The following is a 26,300-nucleotide window of genomic DNA, read 5'->3' as shown; positions in this document are numbered from 1 at the left end:
AGGACGCTGGCTAGAGCCGCCCCGTGTGCTACGGTCCCCCAGGCAGGGGGACCATGCATCGTGAGGGATGGCTAATGGCTGTCACGCTTGGGATGGGCCGCAAGTTATTGCGGGTAATGGCTGCACTCGTACTTCCGTCGTTCGCTACCGTGGGGGCCGCCGCGGCTAGCGCGCCCGGCTTCACGCCAGGATCGCCCAATGTCGCCGTCGCGGATCCCGCGGTACCCCGGCCGGCCGGCCGCTCCTGCGTGGTTCCGCTGTTCAACGGTACGCAGTTCACGGATTTCTCGAATCACCCCTATACGTACGCGCCGCCAGCAGGCTGCGGGCGTGCGTGGTCGAAGGTCGTGCTCGAGGCCGACTTCGCGGTCACGGCGGGGCGGCAGTTCGACCGCACGGCATCGCTGTGGCTGGGTGGGGCGAACATCTACTTCGGCACGACACAGGAACCATCGTCGACGGTCGCACCGAGCTGGCATATCGAGCGTGACGTGAGCGACTTCGCCAGCCTGCTCGCGAACCCGCAGACCGGCCAGGCGATCCTCGGCAACATCGTCGATAGCACCTACACCGGCGTGATCAGCGGATCGGCAAGGCTGGTGTTCTATCCGGCCAACGTGCTCGCGCCGAAGGTGGATGCACCGGATGCGGTCTTCCCGCTTTCCGACGGCACCGCAGGCGGCCCCGTGACGCTCAACACTGGCACCGATACGCTTTCCCGCACGCTCACCCTGCCGACCAATGTGGAACGCGCATACGTCGATGTGTTCGCGCAAGGCCAGGGTGGCGACGAGTTCTGGTACTCGTGCGTGCCCGATGAGTTCGCCGACCAGCTGCAGAGCTGTGGGGGCGGCTCGTTCCGGGAAACCGAAGTGTCGATCGACGGACAAGCTGCGGGCGTCGCTCCCGTCTATCCATGGATCTTCACCGGCGGCATCGATCCGTACATGTGGCGGCCGACGCCGGGCGTGCAGACACTTAACTTCCTGCCGTACCGCGTGGACCTGACCCCGTTCGCTTCGATGCTCAACGATGGCTCGCCGCACACCATCGCGCTGACGGTCACCGGGGCGCACGGGTATTTCGCCGTTACCGGCAACCTGTTCGTCTACCAGGACCACGGCCGCAAGCAGCTCACCGGCGCACTCACCGCGAATACGCTGCAAGGCCAGGCACCGAACGCCGTCATCGGCAACACGGTGACCGACACGAACGGCATAGTCGGCGGCGGAGTCACGACCAACGCCTCGCGTACGTTCCGCACTTCAGGTTATGTCGACACTTCCCACGGGCGTATCACCACCGATGTGCAGCAAACGGTCGCCTTCGCCAACACGCAGAACTTCACCATCGATGCCACGCAATACGTGCAGGCCATCGACCAGAACACGACGGTGAACAGCACCACGAAGACACGCCAGGGCCCGCTGGGTATCGGTACGACCAGCACGGCGACGTACGCGTTCCCGCTGACGGCGAAGTTCGCGTACACGTTCGATGCGGATGGCAACATCGTGACGTCGCCGAGCCAGGTGACCCAGGGCTTCACGCGGCACGTCGCGAAGAAGCTGGGCGCGCTGACGCTCTACCGCAGCGATGTGGATAACCACATCAGCACCAGCGACACGCTGGCCTTCACGGACAATGCCGTGACGGGCCACAGCAACCAGGCGAGCACGCAGAGTTTCCGCTTCAGCGACAACCTGGGCAGCTGCTACGGGCGGGATGTGGTGACGACCACCGGCACGCTCACCTCGGCGACCGATGGCGGTGGCTGCGCGGGCGGGCGTAACCGGTTGCTGTGGTTCACGCATCCGGATGGGTCGCCGGATACGTCGCGCACGGAAGATCCGGGCGCGTTCTGATCGTGGGTTCGTCACGCATGGCTCCGGGACGTCGTCGTTCCGGAGCCATGCGTGCCTTAGAACGCCGTGAGTACCGCCTTCGTACCGCCGGGCCCGGCATAAGCCAGCGCCTCGTCGATCGCTTCGTACGTGAAGCGTTGCCCGAGTCGCGTCCGGAAGAGTGGGTCCCCGATAACGTCCTGCAGATATCGCAGGGCCTCCTGCAGCTTACCGGGCTGCTTCACCGTGGCGCTTTCGAAGTTGCTGAATCGCTTGAGCGTCAGGTTCTTCGCCATCACCAGCAGCGTCGTCAGGCTGAAAGGTGCCTGGCCGCCGAGGAAGCCGTAGAAGTACATCGCCGAGTTAACGGGAAGCAAGGGAGCGATGCGCCCTGGTAGATCGCCGCCCACGCCTTCGAAGACAGCGGTCGTGCCTAGCGCCTCGGTCAGGCGCTCGAACGTGTCGGCGAAATCGTCGGTGCTTGTATCCACGACATGCTCGATCCCCTGCTCAATCAACGCTACGCGGGCACCCTCACTCCGTACCAGGAAGATCGAAGGCATGCCGCGCCGACGAGCGAGCGCTGCCATGGCAAGTCCCGTGGCTGAGTTACCCGCCGTGACGACGATGCCGCGGTGCCCTTCCTTCGTGACTTCTTCAATGAAGGCGTACGCGGTCATCACGTTGACCAGGGAGCCTGAGTAATCGACCGCGTCGACCTCCTCGGGAAGGATCAGGCAGGTGCTGAAGTGCATCTGGGCCTGCTCGCTCCACAGACCGAGCGTTTCTGGCGTGCGGCGCAGAGAGCGGTAGATCGCCACCTTGCACCCGAGGTACTCGGCGGGCACGCCCTCGCCCACGGCCGTGACCCGGCCTGCACCGGACGCACCCCAGACATCGTGCTGGGCTGCCTTAAGAGCGGTACCGACGGCGGCAGGACTTCGCAGGAAGGTGATGTCGCCGTGGTTGATCGCCGAGGCTTCCATGGTCACAAGCACGTGCTCTGCGGCCGGCTGGATGGGCGGCGGGACATCGCGCAAGGCGAGGTGACGTTCCGGGGTGACGCAAAGCGCTTTCATAGTCTGGACCTCTGTATTCGGGGCTGATGGCCAAAGCTTAGGCAGAGCGCACCATTGCCGAAACGCATGGCGCGGGCATAGCATTCATTCCATCTTGGAATGCATGGGTGGGCCGTGGATCGTCTGGATGCAATGCGCCTGTTCGTGCGGCTGGTCGAGCGCGGCAGCTTCTCGGCCGTCGGGCGCGAGGAGAGCATCGGGCAGCCTGCGGTGAGCAAGCAGATCGCCGCCTTGGAACGGCACCTCGGTGCCCACCTGGTGCTACGTACCTCGCGGCAGGTCGCCATTACCGACGCCGGGCAGACGTTCTACCAGGCGGCAAAGCGTTTGCTGGATGATCTGGATGCCGCGGAGTCATCCGTCGGCGAACGGCATCACTCCCCTCGCGGTATGGTCCGCCTGAGCGTCGCGCCGGGACATGGCCGGCTTTGCATCACGCCGTTACTCGGCGCGTTCTTCGAGCGCTACCCTGATGTGTCGGTCGAAATCTCGGCGTCCGAGTTTCCGGTCGACCTTATCGCCGAGGGCATCGATGTCGGTGTACGGCATGGTGCACTCGCCGACTCCAGCCTGATCGCGCGCAAGCTCAGCATGACGCCCATCGTGCTGGTCGCCAGCCCTGCCTACCTGAAAGCCCACGGCGCGCCCTCTCGCCTGGCGGACCTCGACGAGCACCGTTGCATCGTCTTCGCGAGGGGCCGCGAACGCCGGCCATGGCAGTTGCGCGCGGGCGGGCGAGCAGTGAGCTACACGCCGCACGGCTCGATCTATACCGGCGATGCGGAACACATCCGCGCGTCCGTACTGGCCGGACTCGGCATCGCACAGGCGCCACTATGGTTGTTCGAAGACCAGGTTCGCGCGGGTGCCTTGCAGGTGCTGCTGCCGCAGCTACAGCCACCCTTGCTGCCCGTGCATCTGGTGTACGCGGCCGGGCGGCAACTGCCGGCACGCGTGAAGGTACTGATCGATTACCTGATCGCCAACTACCGGCATCCCGGGTAGAGCCGCCCCGGCCTCGGCCGGGGCGGACTCCACGGTGCTTACCGGCTCTCGACGAAGCTGATATGCGGCGAGCTACCGCCGCTGGCGGAGCAGGTACCCAGGGTCAGGTTGTTCTGCTCGTAGGTGGTGCCGGCGTTGCCAAGGCAGGTCGGCGCGTTGGTGGTGCCATCGTTCACCGCAAGGTTCACAGTCACGTTAGACCCGTTGTTGAACGACACCACGGGATTGTCGCTGCCGTTCCCGAAGATGTTGAACTCGGACTGGTTCCAGATCTTGTTGATGTTGAGCGTGGTCGCCGTCTGGCTCACGCTATGCGCCGTGCCGCTCACCGAGAAGGTAACGGTATCCACGCCACCGGACGTCGCCGAGCCGGTGAGCTTGATCGTGCCGATATTTTTCACCTGCACCAGCGGCACGCTCACGGCATTGCTGTTGCGATAGCACGCGAGCTGATCGGGATACGAATACCAGCCCGAGGGGCAACCCACCGAGTTGTACTGCGACTGGCTACCGGCGAAGAACCAATCCTGAATAAAGGCGACCGGCGTGCGGCCATTGCTGGCATCACCATCGCTATCGGTGGAGTAGATGAATTGCTCCCAGGTCTGGCACGACGAATAGCCGAACTGTGAGCATGTGGTCGGGTTGCTGCCAATATTGGTGTTGATCTGCAGTGAGTAATCGGCCGTACCGGTGGTCACGCCGGTCACGGTGGGGAAGGTACCCACGGCGGATTTCGTCAGGCTGCCGGTACGCGCCGCGTAATCGTTGCCATTGCCTACCGTGAATACGCTGGCACTACGCGCTGACGTGGTCAGGCCGTTGCCGTTGGTTTCCGGTGGGACGGAGACGAATGACGGGGGCGCTTCGCAGCGCTCGGATTCCCACGCGTTATTCGGGAACGTCGCATGGAAGCAGCCTTCCACTTGCGGCGACTGTTGCCTGATCGTCTCGTTCCACGATGAAACCGCCTGCGCTTGCGCAGCGGCGGCGATGTTGAACGACTGCTCGGCAGCAAGTACTGCCGAAAACGGGCCTACGCTAATCGTGGCAAGAACGCATGCGGCGACCAGGTATTTCGTACGAAACGTCTTCATCGATGCCATGTAACTGCCCTTACATAGAAGTTGATGTCGACCATCCTGTGACTCCCCTGCCATCCTTGATACCACTGGGGTCTCGTCGGATTGCGGAAGGGAGTCACAGTTTTTTTCTTCACCTGTCGAGGCAATGATTCTCTGTTCAGAACGAGATCAACGAGCCTTTGTTCTTTTTTGCCAGGTCATACAGCGTGCCTTCGCCGCACTGCAGGTGCTTTTCTTCACATATCGACTTGCCGCGCTCGCGTGCCGACTGAGCAGAGGTTCCCCAGAAATTAAAGTATTCACCCGTGGACGCGCGAACCATCAGCACGAACTGATCGACGCCGTCATCGCCATCCTTTGGATTGGCCACGCATTTCGATCCACTCTCTTTTTCGCAGAGCGCTACGGCGGCTGCCTGCGCTTCGAGCACGGTAGCCTGGCCCGATGCCACGGCACGCTTGCTCCACCGCTTCTCCACCTGGTCATCTTCAGGCCGTGCCAGCGAAAAGTAGCCACGGATAGGAGCCTTCGACACGCTGATCTCGACGGTGGTGACAGCGCGAGGCTTTACGTCGAAGGTGTCGACAAGGCGACAGGTATCACCCTTCGCGCATGCGTTCTTGAGGCCCTTGTCGAGCATCTCGAGCGACGACGCATTGAACCAATACACGTTCCCCGTGTTATTCACGATGCGAGCGATGTAGCCACCGCCGACACTGATGCGCACCTCGCAATCCAGCTTGGTCGCCTCGTGACATGCGTTCAGTGCAGCGGATTCGGCTGCCTTGTAGCCATCCTGGCCCGTCGCGAGCCACGCCAGATCATCTAGCGGCTCCGGGGCCTTGGTCTTCGGACGAGCCAACGCGCCCCAGAGACGTCGCGTGACCTCGCCTTTCGGCCCCTGCACCTCCTCACCGCCACCGCCGTCGCTGAAATCATTCGTCAACGTCTCCAGCTTGTGGCAGCCAGTGGAATACTTCTCGCAGTCGGAACGAGCTGCTCCCCACGCGCTAAAGAAGTTATTTCCGCCCTTGACGAACAGGTTACCAGCGACATCTTCCATCACCACGATACGTGAGCCGCCGTACCACCCATCTGCGTAGGAGCAACCATCCCCCATGGCCTGGGTACACGCCTTCATGGCGCTCGCTGTCGCAGCATCCCCCGATCTAAAGCCCCTGGCGAACCAGTACTTGTCCGTGTCTGGATGGACGACGACGGACATATAGCGCGTAGGCGCCTGCTGAACGGGCGCCTCGGCGTAACCGTCACCCGTGTCCTGGCAGATCGGTGTTTGTGCTATGCCCTGGCCACCGGGCGCGATACCGACAACGACCCGGCCTGGGCCCGGCCCGCTGCACGGATAGGTCTGTGCGTGGCTGCGAGTGGCAAAAAAAGTAAGTGGTAACGCAAGCATGAGCGCCAGGAACCTGGCGTTGCGGCTGGACATATCCTTGTTCCCCAATGATCGGCCCGTTGCGGGCGGGGGGCAGTTTACCGAGCCGCACGGACCCTGTCAGTCGGCAAATAGCCGATCGCGTCACACGTACGTCCTGAGTGACTGGATGCTCCCTGCCCCGTCAGATCAGCGCGCGTCCCCCGCTGCGCCGCAGTCGAGCTTCCACGCCATACCCGCCACATGCGAGCCCTGCTCGCCCGCCACGATATCGCTCCGTGCGCCCCGCAGACAGGCACCAAACGCGTTTGGTGCAGGGAAAATAACCGAGCCAGCCATCATGGCCCGCCAATCGGTTACGGCCCAGGCGCCAGCACGACGACGGAGAATGTCCACCCACGTATCGGCCGACGTCGTTTTTCCGCTCTCGACGATGTCGCTGAGTTCGTTAACCAGATCGATCGCCCCGATCTTCAGACCGTGCTGTTCAAGCTTCGCGTTCAGGTCGGCGAAGTAGAGCGCGCCTCGGGTGTAAGGGATCAACCAACCCTTGGGGCTACGCCACATCACATCGGCAATGGCGCTATTGGGAATGGAACGATCCGGGCTGCTGTAATAGGCGTCGCTCTCCTTGCGCACGAGGTCGAGGTATTCCTGATGAGTGTACAAATCCGCGCTGTAGGGAATGACCAGACTGAAGTAATCCGCAATGCCTTCGGCGTACCAGTCATCGGAGTCATCGGCGGAATCACCGCGCAACATGCCTGTCAGGCTATGCACCATTTCGTGGGCGACGACACGGCGCAGTGCCTTGTCACCGGCATCGTAACCGGGGCGCATGTAAAGCAGGAACGAACTATGGCCACCGCGGCCGCTATAGGTCCCGCCGCCGTCGAACGATCGCACCATGAAGCGGTAGGGCAAATCGCCCTTCGTTTTGAACGCCGTCCGTTCGGCAGCGTAAGCCTTCGCGGCCCACTGGCCCAGGTCAGCGAAGTCATCGGCCGGCATGCCCAGGGTATAGACGTGCATGCCATGGTCAGGACCGGACTTCTCAGGCGAGAACTCGAGTACCTTGCCCGCGAGGAATAGCGTGTCGCCGAAGTTTCCCGTGGTGAAGGTGCCACGGTAATCGTTAACGCCGTACGAGGTGACGGCACGCTCGCCCTCGCGCATGTGCCAATGCACCTGCGCGTCGTAATGCGCATCCGGCAGCATGGGTAGCAAGAGGAAACTGATGTAAGCACCGGAGATACCCTTCCCTGCCTGCTGCAGATCTTCCTGCGGGCCACGCTTGCGATCCCGTGAGGCGACCGGCACGCGATAACTCACTGTGATGGCGCCATTCGCAGCGCGCGAACTTTCCCACACCTGGTAATCGTGTGAGCCATCGTGCTTCTTTACAGGTGCGTTCATGGACAGGGCGCCACTCGCATCCGATACCTGAAGATCGGTGATGACATCCGTGGTTCGTACCAGAGGCGTCGGCATGGCATCAAACGCGAGGCTTAGCGTCTGGCCATTTTGAACGCCGGTGGCCACGTACTTCACGGCGACGCCATCGGCGCTGCCGTCTGAGCTAAAGGTTGGGGTCAGATCCATCTGCAAGCGGGGGTTTGAAGCGGCGGCGCTCGCGGAATGCGCCAGGGTGAAGAGGGTTCCTAACAGGACCCATGGGTGGAGGACTCGCTTTCTCATCGAGCGGCATTCTCTTTGAACGATGTGATGCAACGATGGGGAATTCGATGCACCCCTACGGCCTACGGTTTAGCCACGTCATCGGCGCGATCACTTTGACGACAAACCTACTAGAAGGTAGGCTCCAGGTCAAATAGGATCAGCCCCGCAATTCATGCCACTCGACGATCTACCTGATGATCGTGCACCTGGATGCCAGCGGTGAACCGCGCAGCCTGCCTAACCACGGCGTCTCGCCGGGATACCGCATCCACCGCGCCGTGGTGAACCGCTGAGAACTCGAGCGGCATGACGGGCGGTGGATGATCGCCAGACGCACGTTACTCCCCGTGGACGGCACCCATGAGCCTCTGGAGCTGCTTCGCCGAGGCCTTGACGGAATCCAGCACTAACGCCGTCCGGGTACCACGCCGAACCCACGCGAGTTCATGGCGTCGTACCCGTGGCTGCGATCAGTTACCACGCATCCGGGAGAATGCGGCATTCGCGTTGTAACGGCGCGAGGCATCTGCCATTTCCGTGCTGACGATCGTCTTGCCGATAGGTGCCAGGGCGATGCCAGCGAGCTTCAGATGCTGAATGCCGAAGGGAATACCGATAATCGTGATGCAGCAGGCGATCGCCGACACCACATGGCCAATCGCAAGCCAGAGGCCGGCGAACAGGAACCAGATGACGTTGCCGATGAAACCCAGGCCGCTCGTGCCGATATCGTGCCTACCGGAATATTCCGCACGATTAATCGCCTCTTTGCCGAAAGGGAAGAAGGCGAACTGGCCAATCACGAAGCAGGCGCGCGCCCAGGGAATGCCCACGATGGTGATCATCGCGACCAACCCCGCCAGCCACCAGCCCAGGCCCATCATCAGGCCGCCCAACACAAACCAAAGCAGATTGAACAGCGTTCTCATCTTGCACTCCTTGTCAGCGTGATGCGGAGGCTAGCGAGGCCTCGCGGCTCACGGCCAGTGCTGGAAGGCCTAGCGCGGCCCCGCCTCCCGATGGCCTGTTCCATCGGATTCATTTTCGCGCCTTATCCAGTGGAACCGACAGGCAATGGCGAAGCGTTGCCAACACGTCCGACAGTGGCGGGGCAACGAGTCCATTCTTGGCAAGGAAGGCCTGCCATTGTCTCTGCCTCTGAGAATCGGCTGCAAACTCGTCGGTTAGACCTACCGGCCATTCATCCCCGATGGGCCGCTTCCGGCGGTTGAAGGTAGCAGCGATAGCAGATCCAAGCATATCGTCGTCCATGTCGCGTGGTGTCAGGAGCAACCACATATCGTAGAAGTCCTTCAGGCGCGTATTCGCCATTCCCAATGCGCTTATCGCCTCAAGTTTTTCCGCACATACGGTGTACTTCGGGTAGACCCGTAGGATCGGTGCGGGAAGGTCGGCGAGGACGACCGGAAATACTTCCTCAGATGCGGCAGGAGTCACGGCATCGCCGAAGCCCACATCGACCTGCACGTGAAGCCGGACATTCTTCAGCTTACCCAGCAGCGTTATGCGGACTCCGCCGTACCCTGCCTGCTTGCGGATGGTCGCCCCTCTGACTGATGCCGGCTCAAAGACGACCGCATCGGAGGCATCGATCGCGCATACCTCCCGAAATATCGACTCGATGGACTCCACGTCTTCCTCTCCGAAACCCAGGAGATCGATATCACGGGTCGGACGTTCAGGAAGGTCATGCCATAGCAGGAAAAGCAACGCACCCTTCAGCAGGAAGCTCTTGGCGTGTTCCGACTGCGACAGACGGAAAAGAAGACGCTCAGAGGCAAATCGCGTGAGCACCGCATTGAAGTCTTGCTGATTTTCAGCCGCGTGATTCCGCAGCCGATGCGCGATAGAGACGGCGAGGTCCATCATGTAGGCACTCCATTTATACGGTCAGCGACTCAAGGTACGGCCGCATGACGTTGGCAACCCGATCGATCTTCGCAAAGCGCCAAAGGTCGTCCATGGAAACAAGATCTCGGCGCCAGGCGTCCGCCAGCGCCTCGACGGCGACGTCCAGTCCGATCTTGTTTCGAAACTTGAAGCAATCGGCAATGGTCTTCGCGATGCTGAAGACTTTCACGCTGACGCCTTCGATGTTGACCTCAGTTACGCCTTCGGTGAGGGGCGAGGGTGTCATCCATACGTAGCGGATCCGCACGTGCGCGAGACGCGGCGTAGGCGCTTGAGATGGAATAGCGACCCAAACGGCAAGAGGCGACTGCGTCCCTATGCCGTAATACCTTAGCGCCGTCAGCAGGCATACGACGCCCGAAGGAATGCGGGCCGCCACCTCGGCAAGCGAACGATGCTCGCTAGGCGAGGTGCCGGGATGAGTGTAGAGGCCACGAGACACCCGCTCGAGTTGACCAGCAGCCACCATACGACTCAGGACTACCGTCGGGATTCCGCGGGCCGCGATATCGCGCGCACGGATCACACCCACGTCGCGCGCGAGAGCAAGGATCTGATCTTCTGCGATTTTTCTGGGCATGACCGGCGCACTATGTTGCAATTCGTAGGTACTTAAATACAAATACCTTGAAATTGCAACTCGACGTAGAACGGCGCTGGACGTCAGCCCGTCGTCGTATATGCATAGCCGCCACAACACGTCGAACCCGTCCGCCGACGGGTCCCGTTCGTCCGCGGACACCACTACACGCACGGATGTCGGCGCCAACGCGCGTGGCACGGCCCTTGCTGCCTCATGGCACAACCACCCAGGAAGGACGCCGCATGATGTTTTTCGCCCCACCCGTCGTACCCATCCCCGATCCCGTCATCGTGGAGCGCGAGAGTTTCTATGTGATCCGCGCCGTCGACGAACCTGGTCTTGTGCAGGAGATGAAAGACAAGGGGCCCGCTGATACCACCGGTAACTATTGGGGGTACACGTTCGCCAACCAGGGATTCGGTTACGACACGCGGATGGAGGGTGGCGTGTGCGTGCTAGTCAAACCCTGGGTACACGTATCGATCAACACGGTCTATCCGTCGTGGGACCAGCCCGTGCATGCGCGCGCTTCCGCCGTGGCGAAGTGGACTCCGTTCTACCAAGCGATGAGGCGACATGAGGGCGAACATGCGACCTTCGCGCGAAACGCAGGCGCCGAGTTAGTGACAGTGATGAGGAATCATCCGAGCGACGAAACCTGCGCGAAACTCGATGCCTATATTCAACACGAATGGGCCACCATCAGCGCAAGAAGCGCGAAGGCGAACAAAGATCTTGATGACCGGACAGGTCACGGATCGACGGAAGGGGTAGCCATCTCCTGGTGAAGGACTCAAGCGGAGGGTGACGGCCGTCATGAACGCTTTCGCGCACGGCCGTCGCTGTCATGGCAGCATGGGGGCTCTCGATTCGCAACGACCACAAGGACCCAGGTATGCGATGCACGCAATCCGCGCTACAAGGATATAGAGGAAGCCTGGTGCGACCTGCCCACAAGCACGGGCTGATCACGCGATGACCGCGAGCCGGCGGACGACATCGTGAACATGCGCTTCGTTGGCTTTTTGCTAGCCGTTGCCGCAGCGGCACTAGCGCCTATGCGTGCTTCCGGTAAAGACGCACTACAGCCGATGTCGCTTTCCGAGTTCATGGTCGGTGCAGTCGCGCTTATTCCAGCGAGCTCGGCGGCCTCGGACGCGTTCTTTCACTCCCATAGCGAAGCAACGTGGTCGGACCGGTCCGGCTGGCAACGCGTCCCATTTAGCTATCGGACCCGCGATGGCTACGTTCTCACCGTTCACCTTGTCTCGGATTGGGAGAACGCCAAGGCGCCCGATGTCGTGCGAGTGTTTGCCACCATCGCGGCAAGCCAGTGCATGGATGCTGGCAAACTTCACGATGACCTCGCTCGCGACCACGGCATCCCGTGGACACCGATCGGCAGCGATCAAGGATGGATCGCCAGCTACAACGGCAAATACCTGGCTATCAGCCGAAGCGGCCGGTGCGTGGTCTCAGTGGCCGCTGACGTCCGTCTCCAACCGCGCGTTGCACCGCCTACCCGGGCACTGAGGATCGATGCCTCCGGACGGGTCGTTCCGGCCAATCGGCCAGGACACTAAACGGCGCATTACTCTTTGGCGGAAGCTTCCGCTATCGCGGTATTCGTCGGCGACCAGCGCGAATCCAGGGTGAATTCCCTATGGATGAAGAACAACGCGCGAACCGTCACGTCGGCCCAAATGTTAACCGCATGCATGACGGCGCCGTCCGTGGAAGGCGCGTAACCGAAGGCCAGATCCATTGTCTTCAGACGACCGATCAGCGGCCCGCTCGCATGGCGCATGTGCAGCTTGATCTGACCAACATAGGGGCGTTGCTGCGCGTCGCGAAGCACCTCGGCCGTGCCATCAAAATCGAAGTCGTCGCTATCGTCGATCTTCACGCCCTTGGGCGTCGATTTACCGCTAGGCACGCGATGCGTCCTGAACTTGTAAAGCATGCGGCCATCGGTCGTGGCCACGCGCTCAGCCTTCGTGCCGATCACGTCCTTCAATTGATCGTATGAGCCATAACCTTCGTCAGGCTTCTTCGAAAGGTCGATCGTCTCGTGCTCGACCTCGGGCTCAGAGCCGCCGGTAAGCGTGTTCGTATTGACGATAAACCCGCTGACGGCGCCCTTCGGCTGCCCCGGGCGCGCCAGCGCCTCATCCAGGAGTGCGTCGTTAGCCAACACCTGAGCCGCCGGCAGCAACGCCAGCAGTACGACGAGCGCACGATGCTTCATGAGTCGATCCTTGGCTGCACGGCCCCTCCGTGCTTGTGTGCTGACGCTACCCCTGAGTGGCACGGGCGACACGGGCCATTCGTCACACCGGGCCTTGGGCGCCCTTTCTGCCTGGCACCGCTAAGGAAATGGCCTCGCCGTCACGTTCTTCCGCTCCGAGGACCCACCCTTCGTCGCCGATGGCAGCTCCATCGGCGAGGCGGCCACTTAAACAATTCTTCATCGGACGGACTAAACCCGGCTTTCCGGATGCGGGACTCACGCGCTGACTGAATGCTAGTCATTCGCATTTCCATCAGCTTCGCGTGCCCTCCTGCCGACTCAAGGAATGCCAAATGCCGCAAGAACGTATCAGGCGAAACCCCATTTCTTTCGCCCTGTTCGTGGCGCTCGCCAGTACGGGCGCGAGCGCCCAAGACACCGTGAACCTCGCTCCCGTGGCTGTGCACGGTGTGTCGACCGTCAGCGAAAGCGACCGCGTGAATGGCCCGGATCAGAAGCCTTCGCTGGGCAAGACCGATACGAAGCTTGAAGACCTTCCCGCCAGCGTACAGGTGATTCCTCGCGCCCTGCTTTCCGAACAGGGCGCGACGATGTTGCGCGACGCGGTATCGAATGCCAGCGGCGTAAATTCCGGTGGCCAGGATTCGAAGGGTTACTACGATCACTTTCTGATCCGCGGCCTGAACGCGCAGGTCTACAGCGACGGCTTTTCCGATGGCGACCAGTTGAGCGGCCTTTCTCATTCGCTCAATGGCGTCGAACGCATCGAGATTCTCGAAGGCCCGGGCTCCGCTTTGTTCGGCAGCGGGCCGCCGGGAGGCACGATCAACGTCGTGCATTACACGCCATCATCCATTTTGCATTACGGCGGCAGCCTGCAGGCAGGCACGTATGGCGCGCTCAATGGCAGCGCCTACATCACCGGCCCGACCGGAGTGAATGGGCTGGATTACCGCATCGACGCGACCGCGTCGCATACCGATGGCTTTCGCAAGCTCTCCGGACGCAGTCGGGAGGTGCGGCCCGCGTTCCGTTGGCAGTGGGGTAACCACGTGACCGATCTTGCCTTCGACCTTCGCCATATCCACGAGTCACCGGATTCCTACGGCCTGATCTACTTCAACGGCACGCCGATCCGCGACGTGTCACGCAACGCGAAGTACTCGTCGCCATTCGCAGACGCTCATTCGGATTTCTTCCGCACCACTTTGTCCGACCAGTGGACCGTGAGCGATCTTCTCACGATCAACAACCGTTTTTCGTTCCTGCATCGAACGCTCGATGCCGTGGTCAACGGCGACAGCTCGAGCACCAAGGTCACCGACGGCCAGGTGGTGAATCGACAGCTTCGCGAGCAGGACGACAAAGACCGCAGCATCGATTACCAGTTTGAGCCCGTGTGGCGTTTCAACACGGGCTCGGTGCACCACACCTTGCTGACCGGTTTCGAATACCAGCAGCAGAAGCTTTCGTCGAACCGGCAGACGGCCGACCTGCCCAACATTCCCGACGCGTTCTCGCCGGTGCCGCCCGAGAGCTCGCTCGACCAGGTGCATTTCCTCTGTGACGCCAAACATTCGTGCGACGACGACCGTCTCGGTGCCCGCTATTACAGTGCGTACGCTACCGACCAGATCGACGTCACCGATGCGCTGAAGGTGCGTGCAGGCGTGCGCCAGGACTGGTGGCATACCTCGCTCACGCCGCTGATCACCGTGCCCGGCCGCTTCGGCACGGATGCGCGCCCGTTGCTTGCCGGTGTCGAAGACGCCCGCCACGACGCGCCGGTGAGCTGGAATATTGGCGCGCTTTACAAGCTGCTTCCGTGGATGTCGCCCTACGTCGGCATCTCCCGCAGCCACCTGACCAACTTCAATTCGGAGAACACGCAGAACGGTGTGGGCGAACCCGAATCCGCCCTGCAATACGAAGCTGGCATCAAGTTCGCCTGGCTCGACGATCGCGTGGTGCTGAACGTGGCCACGTTTGATGTGAAGCGGGATCATGTCGCCACGGCCACCACACTCGACGGCGTGGAAGCGGTCGTGTTCGACAGCCAGAAAACCCGGGGCGAGGAAGCGTCCGCCGACGTGGCGGTAACGGAGCAATGGCACCTGCTGGCCAACGTCACGCACCAGAACGCCTACATCACCGACAACCCGCAGGGCATCGCTTCGGTGGGCCACCGCCCGCAAGGCGCACCCGACGTGTTGGCAAACCTATGGACCACCTATAGCTTCCGCATCGCCGACGTGCCCGGGTTTCGCGTGGGCGCTGGCGTGAACTACCAGGACAAGACCTATAGCGATATCACCAACGCCAATTCGATTCCGTCGTTCGCCGTGGTCAACATGCTGGTCGGCTTCGACCAACCCGGCTGGGGAATCGACGTCAATGTGCACAATGTCACCGACCGCCGCTACATCATCGCCGCCAACGGCGCTGGCGGCTTCGTCGGCGAACCGCGCAGCGCATTCGTCAATCTGCATGCGAGCTTCTGATCAGACGCTTCGCTCGCCGCGGAACTTGACACGGAGCGACGGCGAAGGCATTCCTAATGCGGCAATAATCTCGGAATCGAGGACTTCCTCTTCCTTCGGAGGGGTTGATCAATTGGCATAGGAGCGCGAGAGAACCATGGAAAAACGCAGGATGGCGTTACGGGGGCTACAGGCGCTTACCTATCTGCTCATGCCGACCATTGGGCTGGCGGCCTCCGCACCGGCGAAAGCGCCGCATCCCGATTGGAACGGCGTGCTTCGCCTTCTCGGCTCACCGTCCGGGCCCATCGAGGCCGGCACGGTCGAACGCGCGCTCGGCGTAACCATGACCCGCAAGGGAGGTAGCGCGGACGATTACCACGCATGGATCGAAGGGCAGGAAGGCGACAAAGGCCCTTCGAGCGTGCAGCTCACGTACACGCCGTCCCTCCGCAAGGGCCAGGCAGGCCGGCACGAGAGCACGCTGCAGATCTTCGTTCGCGACATCGAATGCGTCGCGCCCGAGCGAATGCGGGCGGACCTACTACATGCCGGTTTCGTCGCTACTTCGCCGCGAACGTCAACAACCACCTTGGAGTTCTATCGACTGGGCGACCACCGCGCCCTCCGGGTCACCTATCCGCCTGGGCGAACCGGCGCAGCCCGTCAACTCTGGGCGCTCCGCCACCACACCGCCGACGAGGACACACGTTGCGTGGGAGACGTGCTCGTTACCGAGACGGGCTGAAGCCGTCGCGTTCTCTTCAACGATAATCCGCGTCGTGAAGCGGCGACTCGTCGCGAAGATCGAGAAGGTTCAATGAGCGCATTGGTACTTGGATAGCAATACCCGGCATCGCGGCGCAGTTGCCCAACCACGGCACCGCCTCCAGATGTGCACGAGGGAAAGCCGCGCGTGCCGCGTAGCAATAAGAACGGCTGACAAGTCAGCATGCCCGACATGGCACGACGACCTCAACGCGGCCGCTCCGCGTCCTCCTCGTTCCACAGCGTCATCGTGCAGTCCTCGCCGAACTCGGCGACCAGTTGAGCATTTGCGTCGTCGAGACTTGTTGCGAGAATTTCGCGACGCACTCCGACAGCGTCAGGTTCCGATGTCCAGACGATCGCTTTGTAGGGCCTCACGACAGAATCAGCCATCTCCGTTCCCCTTATAAGATGCCAGACAAGCACCGCTGTTGCGGAAGCTGCCGATGATTGTATCGGGTAAATTCATGAGCGCTCGAAGCTGACTCGAAGGCACGTTTTCTCTCGACACGGAACTCCTGTCGACATCTCTCAGGAAGATGGCAAGGGCGCTTTATTTCCACCATCACGGAGGACGGCAGAAACTTTCCGGGGAACTGTTTGCTGTTCCCCTATTCATCCCCTTTAACAAAATGGTCGACCCGGATTTTGCACACGCTGTCGCCACGGTGCGTCGTCGGACATTCTCAGACTTTGCTATGTATAAGAAGCATGGTGGTCACCCTGGCATCTTCGCCTACCAAGTCATCGAGAAACCTGGGACGGTGAACATCAACATGGAGTTCTATGGCGCGCAGCATGTTTCAGTAACAGCGCCTCTGGATCGTATGGATAGCCGCGAGGAGGCCCTCATGAACTGGGCGACGATATGAGTGACTGAGGACCGGCAGCAATGTGCCCGGCCGATTTGTCGACGGCTCGCCATTCAACCCGAGGGGCAGCATCCGTGACACTCAAAAGAAGGCTAGTGTCGCTTATGGTTACCCCTCGGGCGCTGCCGTAGCCTCCTTCACTGCGAGAGCTTCAGCGACCACCGACCGGCGGTAGGCTGCCCGGTTCAGAGAATGCCGACTGAGCGTCGCTACGAGGGCAAGGAATGCCACCATCGAAACCAAAATGACCGCCAATGTCCCTGCTGGACGACCATCCGGTCTCGCATCCCACAACAGCTTGGCAATGCCTGAAACCGCACCCAGTGTCGCCAGGGTGGTCACGCCACTTCCAACCAATGAACTCATGAAGCCGAGGACACCAGGAGACCTCTGTTCATAAAACCGGTCGAGAGACCGAAGAATGGGAAGAGGAGCCGTGAGCAGTGCGTCCACCTGACGACTTCTGTGAATGTACTCACCTCCGATGTGCCGGGCGCGGTCTGCGTCGCGCTTGCCGAACCGAGTAACGAAGAGCATGGGATAGGCAAGAAAAGGCACCGCACAGAGACCGATTGTCCAGTCTGCAATGACATCGGCCGCCTCACTCCAGAACCAATCGGAGTAGCCCGTCATCGATGCTTCAATTCCGCAAGCTGCGACAAGACTCGCACCGGTCACCATCAAGCCAAGGGAGAGGAAGATGGCGATGGCAGTGTGCCTCTCACTAGGAATGGCGTTCGCCAGCGGGTTGTATGCTCGGAATCCTTCGATAACGCTGATGAAATCTCCGGTCAGCCTCTCTGAGCCGTCAGTCTTCTGGTTTGCGTCCTTCATGCGTTCCCATTTTTCGAATGTGTAACGAGTGCCCGCAGGTTCTGGTGTCCCGACTTCTCCAGGAGCGCCCGGACTTGGCTCCGGACAGTGTTGATTTTGACGCCCCACCCTTCTGCGTGTTCGGCTGGGCTCGTGCCAACCGCCAGCGCCGGGTGGCAGGAATTCAGAAGACCGATATTATCGGCCTCATACCAGCGATTAAATAGGGCAACGGAGATGCAGAAAAGAGAGGCGGGGAAATGGCAGCGATATCGATAGGTGTTGAATGCTGGCATGAATTGACCGCTTAATCTTTTAAAGCGTGTAGCTCACCTTGGTTCCATCCATGGCCGCGTGACCAGCCTTTGCCAGTTCGGCCAAAATCGCCTTGATGTCCCCCTCCACAAGCTGCTTCTGAAACAGGGACCCGATGGTGCTGGAGAGGGTCTTGACCGTGCGCGGACGGGAAGCGCCCCGCTGTCGCAGGTTTGCCAGGACGACGTCGACCTTCTCAGCGAGGGTCTTTGAATTTGCGGCCTTCAGCAGCGGGATGTCAGTGACGTCTTTGTGGCGGGCCGCCAGAATCTTCTTTGATTTGAGGTGGGCAATGAGAGGGTCAAAGCCCGCGTCCTTCGAGATGATGTGGAAGAACGCTGTTGGGTCCTCGCAAGAAATCCGACCGATGTAGTAGGCCACGTGGAAATCCAGGGCATTCGACCCATTGCCACTAATTTTGACGTAGCTGGCATTGGCACCGAGTGCCTGCATGGACTCAGCCACCTCAAACGTCACCTTCGCCTGACTCGCCCCGACAAATAGGAGCACCTTGAACGGATGGTCGCCCACGAGCGCAGTGAGGGATTTCGGCTGGACGTTTTCATAATCCACCAGAACGTAGTTGGTTCGTATCATGACGCCTTCCTCTTGGCTCTCTGGACGACCCGCAATGACCGTTAAAGCGGCAGGCACGATAGATGGGCACGCCGACCTTAGCCTCGAACTGAGCAAGCGCCCGGCACACCGTGCAGGCTGGGCATCTATGTCGAACTACACCCCCTGAAGATCACGGCCACTGCTTCGGCGAACTGTGCCGTGCCTATCCCCAGCACGGCCAAGCCGTAGCGCGAGGGCACGCCGGCACTTACGAAAACCGACGCCACGATGGTTGATACCACGCGCGCTGATTCAGGTCGAGAACCACGGGCTCGGCTGACGGCCGAAACTATTCCCGTCTGTATTTGGCAGCAAGTTGGAACCGCCACTCACGTCCGCCAGCCGCTATATCATCGACAAACGCTATGACACCGGTATCTAGGACGTGAACAACGACATCCTCGATTACTCCATTGGGATCGCGGCACCGATGCATCGAATTGAAGATGCCTTCAAGCAAGGTGCAGTCGACTTCGTAAGCCGCAACGTTCGCCGCGCCCCACTCGTCCGGATCGACACTACTCCAGCCGATCTCATGATATGAGTACGCTGGTACCTGGGTAGCAATACGAATCGTCGGCGACGCCGTACTTGTCGTTCGTCACACCGGATTCCGGCCAGCCTTCTTCGACGTCAACGCGGCAGGAGCACTCTTCCCGCTCATTTTAGGCAGCACGGAAAAGCCCTCCAGACGAAGGCTGTTCGCGTAGTTGGTCTCGCGAACCCTGGCGTAGTAGGAGGCTTTGTCTTTGAGGCTAGGTGACTTCATCGGCGCGCTCCGGACATTCGGGCCACAGCCCTTTACGTCTCTATATCAATGATTTGCGCGCGGACCCAGCACTACTTGGCAGCTATGAAGGCGGGTTGCTGACTGGAGCGGGTGAAGGGAATCGAACCCTCGTCAGTAGCTTGGGAAGCTACAGCTCTACCATTGAGCTACACCCGCGTCAGGCCACGGATGTTAAACGACATGGCGGCCAGGGGAAAGGTGGCGGCTGCCTGAACGGGCCGGATCCGCTACACACGGGCGGTCGGGCTGCGGCGCATAATCGTGTCGGGGAATTCTTACGAGGACCGCCGCCATGCGCTTTGCCACGTTGTCGCTAGCTGTCGTGCTTTCGCTCAGTGCCGTTTCGGCGCTGGCGCAGTCGCGAACGGTTTCCACGGCCAACATGCCGAAGCCGGGTGTGAGTTACATCTCAGGGCCGGGGGCCCCGGAGCGCCAGGAGACGGTGAGCACCGGCACCCTGCCCACGCCGGCGAGGCTCTATGTCGGCGGTCAGGTGAACACCGGCAGCTACGAGTCGTCGAGCAGCCAGGGCGGCGACTATGTCGATGGCGGCTACTACGTCGGCGCCCCGCCCTACGGCGGCGGCTACCCGGGTGGAAACTACCCCGGCAACGGCTACCCCGATCGCGGCCACGACCGCCCCGGCGGCGGCTGGCACGACGGCGACCACGATCACGACCACGGCGGCCAGGGCCACGACAACCGCCCCAATCCGGGCAACACGGTGGTCGTGGGCGGCAAATCCAACCCGAACCGCGACTACACCCGCTTCAACGTCGCCCCGGTTCAGGACAACAACGGCCGCCACGACCACGATCACGGCGGCGGCAACGGCGGCTGGAACAACGGGTTCAACAACCCCAACGGCCCCCGTCCGAGCATCAACGAGCCCCCGCCGCGCGCCTACAACCCCGGCGCTGGCCAAAGCAGCGTACCGCTCTACCAGCAGCCGGGCTCCGGCCCACCGCCACAGATCCCCCGCGGCGCCAGCGTGCCAACCCGCAGCCGCTAGGCCGCCAAGCCCCCCGCCGATAAGCGATCGCGACAGGCCCGACCGGCCGGCCCGCCAGCGCCCCCACCGGCTACAATGGGCGAATGCAGATCACTCTTAACGGCGAAGCGCGCGATTGCGCGCCCGGCACCTCGGTGACCACCCTGCTCGACGCCGCTGGCTATGCCGGCAAGCGGGTGGCGGTGGAGGTGAACCTCGAGATCGTGCCGCGTAGCGCACACCCCACCCACCTGCTCGCCGAGGGCGACAAGGTGGAGATCGTCCATGCCATCGGTGGCGGCTAAGCCGCGCCCCTCGACGGAAGACCCCGCATGAACCACTTTTCCCCCGCTGGTGATGATGCGCTCGTTATCGCTGGCCGCACGTTCCATTCGCGCCTGCTGACCGGCACCGGCAAGTACAAGGATTTCGACGAGACCCGCCGCGCCACCGAGGCCGCGGGCGCGCAGATCGTCACCCTCGCCATCCGCCGCGTGAACATCGGCCAGGATGCCAGCCAGCCGAACCTGCTGGATGCGCTGCCGCCCGATCGATTCACCCTGCTGCCGAACACCGCGGGCTGCTACACGGCCGACGACGCCGTGCGCACCTGCCGCCTGGCGCGCGAGCTGCTCGATGGCCACAACCTGGTGAAGCTCGAAGTGCTCGGCGATGAGCGCACGCTCTACCCGGATGTGGTGCAGACGCTCACCGCGGCAGAAAAGCTCGTGGCCGATGGCTTCGACGTCATGGTCTACACCTCCGATGACCCGATCCTGGCCCGCCGCCTCGAAGAGATCGGCTGCGCCGCGATCATGCCGCTGGCCGCGCCGATTGGCTCGGGCCTGGGCATCCAGAACCGTTACAACCTGCTCGAGATCGTCGAGAACGCCAAGGTGCCGGTCATCGTCGATGCCGGCGTCGGCACCGCCTCGGATGCCGCGATCGCGATGGAACTGGGCTGCCATGGCGTGCTCATGAACACCGCCATCGCCGGTGCGAAGGATCCGGTGTTGATGGCGCACGCGATGAAGCTGGCCGTGGAAGCCGGGCGCGCCGCGTTCCGCGCGGGCCGTATCCCGCGCAAGCGTTTTGCCTCGGCTTCGAGCCCCGTGGAAGGATTGGTAGGTTAAACCGCATGACGCACGACGACGACACCCCGGGCGAAGGCCCGTTCCAGCGCCGCATCCGCAGCTTCGTGCTGCGCGAGGGCCGCATGACCCCGGCCCAGCAGCGCGCCTTCGATGACCACTGGGCGCGCTTCGGCCTGGACTACGCGGCCACGAACCGCGACCTCAATGCCACCTTCGGCCGCGAGGCACCGCGCGTGCTCGAGATCGGCTTCGGCAACGGCGAGGCCCTGGCCTGGGCGTCGGAGCACGACCTGGCCCGCGATTACATCGGCGTGGAAGTGCATGGCCCGGGCGTGGGCCGGCTGATGAACGCGTTGGCCGCACGCGATGCCAGCAACGTGCGCATCTACAAGCACGATGCCGTCGAAGTGCTGGAAAACGAGATCCCGCCGGGCAGTCTTTCCGAGGTGCGCATCTGGTTCCCGGACCCGTGGCACAAGAAGCGCCACAACAAGCGCCGTATCGTGCAGCCGGCCTTCGTGGCCTTGCTGGCCTCGCGTATGGCACCGGGCGGCCTGCTCCACCTGGCCACCGATTGGGAGGCCTATGCCGAGCACATGCGCGAAGTGATGGAAGCCGCCCCGGGCTGGCGTAACCGCGTGGGTCCAGGCGAAACCGCCGAGCGCCCGGCATGGCGCATCGAAACCCATTTCGAACGCCGCGGCCTGCGTCTTGGCCATGGTGTCTGGGATTTCCTCTACGAATGGCACGGTTAGACAAGCCGTAGACCCCGGAATAGGCACACTTGGGCTTTCGTGTCCCCACGGAGCCCCGCATGTCCATTTCCACCCTGGCCGACCTGTTCGCAGAAACCCTGGAAGAGGCCGGCATTCGCCGTATCTATGGCGTGGTTGGCGATAGCCTCAACGCCATCACGGATTCCCTGCGCGAGCGCAACCGCATCGATTGGGTGCACATGCGCCACGAAGAAGCCGCCGCGTTCGCCGCTGGCGGCGAGGCCCAGCTCACCGGCGAGCTTGCGGTATGCGCGGGCAGCTGCGGCCCCGGCAACCTGCACCTGATCAACGGCCTGTTCGACTGCCAGCGCACCCGCACACCGGTGCTGGCCATTGCCGCGCACATCCCCAGCGCGGAAATCGGCAGCGGCTACTTCCAGGAAACGCATCCCGTCGAACTGTTCCGCGAGTGCAGCGTGTACTGCGAAATGGTCTCCGACCCGGCGCAGATGCCCTACGTACTCGATTCGGCGATCCGTGCCGCGGTGGGCCAGCGCGGCGTGGCCGTGGTGGTGATCCCGGGTGACGTGGCCATGCGCAAGGCACTGACGAAGAAGGTGACGCCAGCAGCTGGCCTGCTGCCGCCCGCGCCCAAGGTGATCCCCGGCGAGCGCGAGCTCGATGCATTGGCGGCGCTGCTCAACGCGGGCAAGCGCATCACCCTGCTCTGCGGCCGCGGCACCGCCGGCGCGCATAGCGAACTGATTGCTCTCGCCGATGCGCTGAAATCCCCGATCGTCCACGCGCTCGGCGGCAAGGAATACGTGGAGTACGACAATCCCTTCGACGTGGGCATGACGGGGCTGATCGGTTTCAGCTCCGGTTACCACGCGATGGAAGATTGCGACACGCTGCTGATGCTCGGCACCGATTTCCCCTACCGCCAGTTCTACCCGGAAGAGGCGAAGATCGCGCAGGTCGATATCCGCCCGGGCAACATCGGCCGTCGCTGCCGCGTGGACCTGGGCGTGGTCGGCGACGTGGGCGAAACGCTGCGTGCCCTGCTACCGCGCATCGAGCCCAAGCGCGTGCGTGGCCACCTCGACCGCTGCCTATCCCACTACGCCCGTGCTCGCGAGGGCCTGGATGAGCTGGCCGAGATCAAGCCGGGCCATGAGCTCATCCATCCGCAGCAGGTGAGCCACCTGGTGAGCGAGCTGGCTGAGGAAGATGCCGTGTTCACCTGCGATGTGGGCACGCCGACGATCTGGGCCGCCCGCTACCTAAAGATGAATGGCAAGCGTCGGCTCGTCGGCTCCTTCGTGCACGGCTCCATGGCCAATGCCATGCCGCAGGCCATCGGCATCCAGGCCGCCTTCCCCAAGCGCCAGGTGATTTCGCTGTCGGGCGATGGCGGCTTCGCCATGCTCATGGGCGATTTCATCACCCTGGCCCAGGAGAAGCTGCCGGTAAAGATCATCGTGCTGAATAACGGAACGCTGGGCTTCGTGGAACTGGAGATGAAAGCCGGCGGCTTCATCGAAACCGGCGTCGAACTGCAGAACCCGGATTTCGCCGCGATGGCGAACGCCATGGGCATCCATGGGCGCCGGGTCGCCAGGGCCTCGGACCTGCCGGCGGCCATCGCCGAGGTGCTCTCGCATGAGGGGCCTGCCTTGCTTGATGTGGTGAGCAACCGTCTCGAGCTTTCCATGCCGCCGAAGATCAGCGGTGAGCAGGTGAAGGGCTTCAGCCTCTATGCGTTGAAGGCCGTGATGAGCGGGCGCGGCGATAGCATCGTGGACCTGGCCATCTCCAACCTCAGCCGCTAACACACCGCCCCCCGTAGGAGCCCACCCTGTGGGCGACGCCGTTCGCGAAAGAGCTACAGGCCCGTAGCGCTATCACGAAAGATGTCGCCCACAGGGTGGGCTCCTACGGTGACGGGGGCAGCTTGCTGGGCAGAAATGCTGGTTTGCTTCAGCCTCTAGCCACCCCTAGCGCGTATACTCGTCCGCCATCGACAGCAGCCTGGCGCGCCAATGCCACCGCATGCCCCCATCGACCGGAACGGGACTGCCGGCTAGTGGCACTCACACTCACGCCTGAAATGATCCTTGTGCTGGGCCTGGTGGGCTTCACCATGCTCATGCTCGTGCTGGAGTGGATCCGGGCGGATATGGTGGCCCTGCTGGTGGTGGTCACCATCGGCCTTACCGGCCTGATCCCCGGCGAACAGGTGTTCAACGGCTTCGCCGGTAACGCCGTCATCGCGATCATCGCCATCATGATCATGGGCGCGGGCCTCGACCGCGCGGGCGTGCTCAACCTCACGGCATCCTTCGTCATGCGCATGGCGCGTGGCATGGAATCGCGCCTGGGCGTGGTGGTGAACAGCGTCACCAGCCTGTTCAGCGCGGTGATCCCCAGCCAGGCCCTGGCGGCCCTGATGATCCCGGTGACCTCGCGCCTCTCCGCGCGTACCGGCGTCCCCATGTCGCGGCTGCTGCTGCCCATGGCCTTCTGCATCCTCACGGCCACCAACACCACGCTCATCGCGAACTCGCCGCTGATCGTCCTCAACGACCTGATCGCCAGCGCCAACAGCAACCTGCCCCCAGGCGCCCACACCATCCCGAAGTTCGGCCTTTTCAGCGTCACCCCGGTCGGCCTGATCCTCGCCCTCCTCGGCATCGCCTTCTTCTGGCTGTTCTCGAAGAAGCTCCTGCCCGAGCGCGAAGACGAACGCCTGAAGGTGACCCCGGGCCGTACCGAGAGCTACTTCGCCGATACGTATGGCATCGCGGGTGAAACCGCCGAGCTCACGGTCACCGCCGAGAGCCCGCTGGTGGGCATGAGCATTGGCGAGGTGGAACAGCTGCATGGCGCGCCGCTCATCCTGGCGATCAAGAACGGCAATGAGAGCCGCGTGGCCCCGCCCTCCGACCAGATGATCTGGGTGGGCACGGTGCTGGGCGTGCTGGCGCCGAAGGATGCGATCAACGCGTTCGCCAACAACCAGCTGTGCCGGGTGTCGTGGCGCATGCGCCAGCTGGGCGAGCAGTTCAACACCACCCGGGCCGGTATTTCCGAGGCCGTGGTGCCGCCGAGTTCGCGCTTCATCAAGCAGAGCGTGGGCGAGCTGCGCCTGCGCAAGCGCTTCGGCATCTCGGTGCTGGCGGTGAACCGCGGCGATGAGGTGTTCCGCGAGGATGTGCGCGCGGTGACCCTGCGCGCGGGCGATACCCTCGTGTTGCACAGCAAGTGGCGCGACCTCATGCTGGCCGAGGAAGACCGCGATATCGTCGTGGTCACCGATATCCCCAAGGAAGAACAGCGCCCCGGCAAGATCTGGCAGGCCGTCGGCTTCTTCGTGCTGGCCAAGTGCCTTGCCCTGTTCACCCACCTGGATCTGTCGGTGGCCATGATGACGGGCGCGGTGGGCATGCTGCTCACCGGCGTGCTGAACATGGACGAGGCCTACAAGGCCATCAACTGGAAAACCATCTTCGTCACCGCCTGCCTGATCCCGCTGGGCTGGTCGATGGACTCCACGGGCACGGCCAGCTGGATCGCGCAGGAAGTGCTGGCGGTGCTGGGCCATGCGCCGCAGTGGACCCTGCAGTTGTCGATCGCCGTGCTCACGCTGCTGTTCTCGCAGGTCATGTCGAACGTGGGCGCCACGGTCATGATGGTGCCGATCGCGATCAGCGTGGCGGTGACCACCGGCGGCAACCCCTCGGCCTATGCGCTGATCGTGGCCGTGTCCTCGTCGAATACCTTCCTGCTCTCGTCCGGCCACCCGGCCCTGATGATGGTGGCCGGCCCCGGTGGCTACCGCGCGAAGGATTTCCTGCGCGCAGGCATCCCGCTGACGGTGGTGATGCTGATCGTGACCCTGGTCACCATCAACCTGATGTACCGCTAACGGTAGGAGCCCACCCTGTGGGCGACATCTTTGCGCGAGAGACCCCCAAGACCCTGTGGC

26 protein-coding genes and 1 tRNA gene are annotated in these 26,300 nt (G+C 62.5%); 14 read left to right on the top strand and 13 right to left on the bottom strand.

Annotated elements, in window-relative coordinates; genetic code table 11:
• Window positions 1–74: 74 nt before the first annotated feature.
• On the top strand, window positions 75–1,865 hold the full coding sequence (locus tag L2Y96_RS03460) for a peptide-N4-asparagine amidase (RefSeq protein ID WP_247332248.1): 1,791 nt from the start codon (window positions 75–77) through the stop codon (window positions 1,863–1,865).
• Between the two features lie 56 nt (window positions 1,866–1,921).
• Here the strand turns inward: L2Y96_RS03460 and L2Y96_RS03455 are convergent, their stop codons facing one another.
• Window positions 1,922–2,923: an MDR/zinc-dependent alcohol dehydrogenase-like family protein gene (locus tag L2Y96_RS03455; RefSeq protein WP_247332246.1), complete on the bottom strand. Its 1,002-nt coding sequence runs from the start codon at window positions 2,921–2,923 to the stop codon at window positions 1,922–1,924.
• Window positions 2,924–3,037: 114 nt separating this feature from the next.
• Here L2Y96_RS03455 and L2Y96_RS03450 point away from each other — a divergent pair, with 114 nt between their 5' ends.
• Window positions 3,038–3,928, top strand: coding sequence for a LysR family transcriptional regulator (locus L2Y96_RS03450; RefSeq protein WP_247332244.1), 891 nt, complete (start codon window positions 3,038–3,040; stop codon window positions 3,926–3,928).
• 38 nt (window positions 3,929–3,966) lie between these two features.
• Here L2Y96_RS03450 and L2Y96_RS03445 read toward each other — a convergent pair whose 3' ends face one another.
• From L2Y96_RS03445 to L2Y96_RS03420, 6 genes are all read right to left on the bottom strand, one after another.
• Window positions 3,967–5,025 carry a hypothetical protein gene (locus L2Y96_RS03445; RefSeq protein WP_247336888.1) on the bottom strand — a complete coding sequence of 353 codons (1,059 nt, stop codon included), beginning with the start codon at window positions 5,023–5,025 and terminating at the stop codon, window positions 3,967–3,969.
• A 145-nt stretch (window positions 5,026–5,170) separates the two neighbouring features.
• Window positions 5,171–6,463, bottom strand: coding sequence for a DUF4189 domain-containing protein (locus L2Y96_RS03440; RefSeq protein WP_247332236.1), 1,293 nt, complete (start codon window positions 6,461–6,463; stop codon window positions 5,171–5,173).
• A 135-nt stretch (window positions 6,464–6,598) separates the two neighbouring features.
• Window positions 6,599–8,011, bottom strand: coding sequence for a gluzincin family metallopeptidase (locus L2Y96_RS03435; protein ID WP_247332234.1), 1,413 nt, complete (start codon window positions 8,009–8,011; stop codon window positions 6,599–6,601).
• 548 nt (window positions 8,012–8,559) lie between these two features.
• Window positions 8,560–9,018 carry a YccF domain-containing protein gene (locus tag L2Y96_RS03430; RefSeq protein WP_247332232.1) on the bottom strand — a complete coding sequence of 153 codons (459 nt, stop codon included), beginning with the start codon at window positions 9,016–9,018 and terminating at the stop codon, window positions 8,560–8,562.
• A gap of 109 nt (window positions 9,019–9,127) precedes the next feature.
• On the bottom strand, window positions 9,128–9,979 hold the full coding sequence (locus L2Y96_RS03425) for a nucleotidyl transferase AbiEii/AbiGii toxin family protein (protein WP_247332223.1): 852 nt from the start codon (window positions 9,977–9,979) through the stop codon (window positions 9,128–9,130).
• Between the two features lie 13 nt (window positions 9,980–9,992).
• Window positions 9,993–10,601 (bottom strand): type IV toxin-antitoxin system AbiEi family antitoxin domain-containing protein, encoded by a 609-nt coding sequence (locus L2Y96_RS03420; RefSeq protein WP_247332221.1) that lies wholly within the window; start codon window positions 10,599–10,601, stop codon window positions 9,993–9,995.
• A gap of 245 nt (window positions 10,602–10,846) precedes the next feature.
• On the opposite strand from L2Y96_RS03420, the gene L2Y96_RS03415 reads away from it, so the two are divergent.
• Both L2Y96_RS03415 and L2Y96_RS03410 read left to right on the top strand, forming a co-directional pair.
• A complete protein-coding gene (locus tag L2Y96_RS03415) occupies window positions 10,847–11,392 on the top strand; it encodes a DUF922 domain-containing protein (protein ID WP_247332219.1) in 546 nt (181 codons plus the stop codon).
• A gap of 213 nt (window positions 11,393–11,605) precedes the next feature.
• Window positions 11,606–12,187, top strand: a complete 582-nt coding sequence (locus L2Y96_RS03410) for a hypothetical protein (protein WP_247332217.1) — start codon at window positions 11,606–11,608, stop codon at window positions 12,185–12,187.
• A gap of 8 nt (window positions 12,188–12,195) precedes the next feature.
• Here the strand turns inward: L2Y96_RS03410 and L2Y96_RS03405 are convergent, their stop codons facing one another.
• Window positions 12,196–12,852 (bottom strand): hypothetical protein, encoded by a 657-nt coding sequence (locus L2Y96_RS03405; RefSeq protein WP_247332215.1) that lies wholly within the window; start codon window positions 12,850–12,852, stop codon window positions 12,196–12,198.
• Between the two features lie 335 nt (window positions 12,853–13,187).
• On the opposite strand from L2Y96_RS03405, the gene L2Y96_RS03400 reads away from it, so the two are divergent.
• Window positions 13,188–15,356, top strand: a complete 2,169-nt coding sequence (locus L2Y96_RS03400; RefSeq protein WP_247332213.1) for a TonB-dependent receptor — start codon at window positions 13,188–13,190, stop codon at window positions 15,354–15,356.
• A gap of 136 nt (window positions 15,357–15,492) precedes the next feature.
• Entirely contained in the window at window positions 15,493–16,083 is a 591-nt protein-coding gene (locus L2Y96_RS03395; protein WP_247332203.1) for a hypothetical protein, read from the top strand.
• A gap of 227 nt (window positions 16,084–16,310) precedes the next feature.
• Here the strand turns inward: L2Y96_RS03395 and L2Y96_RS03390 are convergent, their stop codons facing one another.
• Window positions 16,311–16,496 carry a hypothetical protein gene (locus tag L2Y96_RS03390; protein ID WP_247332201.1) on the bottom strand — a complete coding sequence of 62 codons (186 nt, stop codon included), beginning with the start codon at window positions 16,494–16,496 and terminating at the stop codon, window positions 16,311–16,313.
• Between the two features lie 146 nt (window positions 16,497–16,642).
• On the opposite strand from L2Y96_RS03390, the gene L2Y96_RS03385 reads away from it, so the two are divergent.
• Window positions 16,643–16,975 carry a hypothetical protein gene (locus L2Y96_RS03385; protein ID WP_247332192.1) on the top strand — a complete coding sequence of 111 codons (333 nt, stop codon included), beginning with the start codon at window positions 16,643–16,645 and terminating at the stop codon, window positions 16,973–16,975.
• Between the two features lie 108 nt (window positions 16,976–17,083).
• Here L2Y96_RS03385 and L2Y96_RS03380 read toward each other — a convergent pair whose 3' ends face one another.
• Both L2Y96_RS03380 and L2Y96_RS03375 read right to left on the bottom strand, forming a co-directional pair.
• Window positions 17,084–17,809 (bottom strand): hypothetical protein, encoded by a 726-nt coding sequence (locus L2Y96_RS03380; protein ID WP_247332191.1) that lies wholly within the window; start codon window positions 17,807–17,809, stop codon window positions 17,084–17,086.
• A 294-nt stretch (window positions 17,810–18,103) separates the two neighbouring features.
• Window positions 18,104–18,700 (bottom strand): PIN domain-containing protein, encoded by a 597-nt coding sequence (locus tag L2Y96_RS03375; RefSeq protein WP_247332190.1) that lies wholly within the window; start codon window positions 18,698–18,700, stop codon window positions 18,104–18,106.
• A 406-nt stretch (window positions 18,701–19,106) separates the two neighbouring features.
• Between L2Y96_RS03375 and L2Y96_RS03370 the strand changes: the two genes are divergently transcribed.
• On the top strand, window positions 19,107–19,265 hold the full coding sequence (locus L2Y96_RS03370) for a hypothetical protein (protein WP_247332188.1): 159 nt from the start codon (window positions 19,107–19,109) through the stop codon (window positions 19,263–19,265).
• A 57-nt stretch (window positions 19,266–19,322) separates the two neighbouring features.
• Here L2Y96_RS03370 and L2Y96_RS03365 read toward each other — a convergent pair whose 3' ends face one another.
• Together L2Y96_RS03365 and L2Y96_RS03360 are read right to left on the bottom strand one after the other, a co-directional pair.
• On the bottom strand, window positions 19,323–19,490 hold the full coding sequence (locus tag L2Y96_RS03365) for a YhfG family protein (protein ID WP_247332186.1): 168 nt from the start codon (window positions 19,488–19,490) through the stop codon (window positions 19,323–19,325).
• Between the two features lie 103 nt (window positions 19,491–19,593).
• Window positions 19,594–19,667: transfer RNA gene (locus L2Y96_RS03360), tRNA-Gly, on the bottom strand.
• A gap of 136 nt (window positions 19,668–19,803) precedes the next feature.
• Between L2Y96_RS03360 and L2Y96_RS03355 the strand changes: the two genes are divergently transcribed.
• The 6 genes from L2Y96_RS03355 (at window position 19,804) to L2Y96_RS03330 (ending at window position 26,240) form a co-directional block, all read left to right on the top strand.
• Entirely contained in the window at window positions 19,804–20,523 is a 720-nt protein-coding gene (locus L2Y96_RS03355; RefSeq protein WP_247332185.1) for a hypothetical protein, read from the top strand.
• 83 nt (window positions 20,524–20,606) lie between these two features.
• Window positions 20,607–20,807: a sulfur carrier protein ThiS gene (gene thiS, locus L2Y96_RS03350; RefSeq protein WP_247332183.1), complete on the top strand. Its 201-nt coding sequence runs from the start codon at window positions 20,607–20,609 to the stop codon at window positions 20,805–20,807.
• Between the two features lie 27 nt (window positions 20,808–20,834).
• On the top strand, window positions 20,835–21,635 hold the full coding sequence (locus L2Y96_RS03345; RefSeq protein WP_247332173.1) for a thiazole synthase: 801 nt from the start codon (window positions 20,835–20,837) through the stop codon (window positions 21,633–21,635).
• Window positions 21,636–21,640: 5 nt separating this feature from the next.
• Complete coding sequence (trmB, locus tag L2Y96_RS03340; RefSeq protein WP_247332163.1) at window positions 21,641–22,351, top strand: tRNA (guanosine(46)-N7)-methyltransferase TrmB; 711 nt, start codon at window positions 21,641–21,643, stop codon at window positions 22,349–22,351.
• Between the two features lie 74 nt (window positions 22,352–22,425).
• Window positions 22,426–24,144, top strand: a complete 1,719-nt coding sequence (poxB, locus tag L2Y96_RS03335) for a ubiquinone-dependent pyruvate dehydrogenase (protein WP_247336885.1) — start codon at window positions 22,426–22,428, stop codon at window positions 24,142–24,144.
• 278 nt (window positions 24,145–24,422) lie between these two features.
• Window positions 24,423–26,240, top strand: coding sequence for an SLC13 family permease (locus L2Y96_RS03330; RefSeq protein ID WP_247336882.1), 1,818 nt, complete (start codon window positions 24,423–24,425; stop codon window positions 26,238–26,240).
• The last annotated feature ends 60 nt before the right edge of the window (window positions 26,241–26,300 follow it).

It is taken from the genome of Luteibacter aegosomaticola (assembly GCF_023078475.1).
In the GTDB taxonomy this organism is placed as follows: domain Bacteria; phylum Pseudomonadota; class Gammaproteobacteria; order Xanthomonadales; family Rhodanobacteraceae; genus Luteibacter; species Luteibacter aegosomaticola.
The sequence above is the reverse complement of the archived record's forward strand: the minus strand, read 5'-3'. Positions and strand labels throughout refer to the sequence as shown.

Coding starts and splice junctions, on each gene's coding strand:
- L2Y96_RS03425 (WP_247332223.1), bottom strand. CDS start 9,979: ATGATGGACCTCGCCGTCTCTATCGCGCATCGGCTGCGGAATCACGCG.
- thiS (WP_247332183.1), top strand. CDS start 20,607: ATGCAGATCACTCTTAACGGCGAAGCGCGCGATTGCGCGCCCGGCACC.
- trmB (WP_247332163.1), top strand. CDS start 21,641: ATGACGCACGACGACGACACCCCGGGCGAAGGCCCGTTCCAGCGCCGC.
- L2Y96_RS03345 (WP_247332173.1), top strand. CDS start 20,835: ATGAACCACTTTTCCCCCGCTGGTGATGATGCGCTCGTTATCGCTGGC.
- L2Y96_RS03440 (WP_247332236.1), bottom strand. CDS start 6,463: ATGTCCAGCCGCAACGCCAGGTTCCTGGCGCTCATGCTTGCGTTACCA.
- L2Y96_RS03380 (WP_247332191.1), bottom strand. CDS start 17,809: ATGAAGGACGCAAACCAGAAGACTGACGGCTCAGAGAGGCTGACCGGA.
- L2Y96_RS03395 (WP_247332203.1), top strand. CDS start 15,493: ATGGAAAAACGCAGGATGGCGTTACGGGGGCTACAGGCGCTTACCTAT.
- L2Y96_RS03455 (WP_247332246.1), bottom strand. CDS start 2,923: ATGAAAGCGCTTTGCGTCACCCCGGAACGTCACCTCGCCTTGCGCGAT.
- L2Y96_RS03420 (WP_247332221.1), bottom strand. CDS start 10,601: ATGCCCAGAAAAATCGCAGAAGATCAGATCCTTGCTCTCGCGCGCGAC.
- L2Y96_RS03375 (WP_247332190.1), bottom strand. CDS start 18,700: ATGATACGAACCAACTACGTTCTGGTGGATTATGAAAACGTCCAGCCG.
- L2Y96_RS03330 (WP_247336882.1), top strand. CDS start 24,423: ATGATCCTTGTGCTGGGCCTGGTGGGCTTCACCATGCTCATGCTCGTG.
- L2Y96_RS03405 (WP_247332215.1), bottom strand. CDS start 12,852: ATGAAGCATCGTGCGCTCGTCGTACTGCTGGCGTTGCTGCCGGCGGCT.
- L2Y96_RS03390 (WP_247332201.1), bottom strand. CDS start 16,496: ATGGCTGATTCTGTCGTGAGGCCCTACAAAGCGATCGTCTGGACATCG.
- L2Y96_RS03430 (WP_247332232.1), bottom strand. CDS start 9,018: ATGAGAACGCTGTTCAATCTGCTTTGGTTTGTGTTGGGCGGCCTGATG.
- L2Y96_RS03365 (WP_247332186.1), bottom strand. CDS start 19,490: ATGAAGTCACCTAGCCTCAAAGACAAAGCCTCCTACTACGCCAGGGTT.
- L2Y96_RS03415 (WP_247332219.1), top strand. CDS start 10,847: ATGATGTTTTTCGCCCCACCCGTCGTACCCATCCCCGATCCCGTCATC.
- L2Y96_RS03460 (WP_247332248.1), top strand. CDS start 75: ATGGCTGTCACGCTTGGGATGGGCCGCAAGTTATTGCGGGTAATGGCT.
- L2Y96_RS03355 (WP_247332185.1), top strand. CDS start 19,804: ATGCGCTTTGCCACGTTGTCGCTAGCTGTCGTGCTTTCGCTCAGTGCC.
- L2Y96_RS03385 (WP_247332192.1), top strand. CDS start 16,643: ATGGCAAGGGCGCTTTATTTCCACCATCACGGAGGACGGCAGAAACTT.
- L2Y96_RS03435 (WP_247332234.1), bottom strand. CDS start 8,011: ATGGATCTGACCCCAACCTTTAGCTCAGACGGCAGCGCCGATGGCGTC.
- L2Y96_RS03400 (WP_247332213.1), top strand. CDS start 13,188: ATGCCGCAAGAACGTATCAGGCGAAACCCCATTTCTTTCGCCCTGTTC.
- L2Y96_RS03445 (WP_247336888.1), bottom strand. CDS start 5,025: ATGAAGACGTTTCGTACGAAATACCTGGTCGCCGCATGCGTTCTTGCC.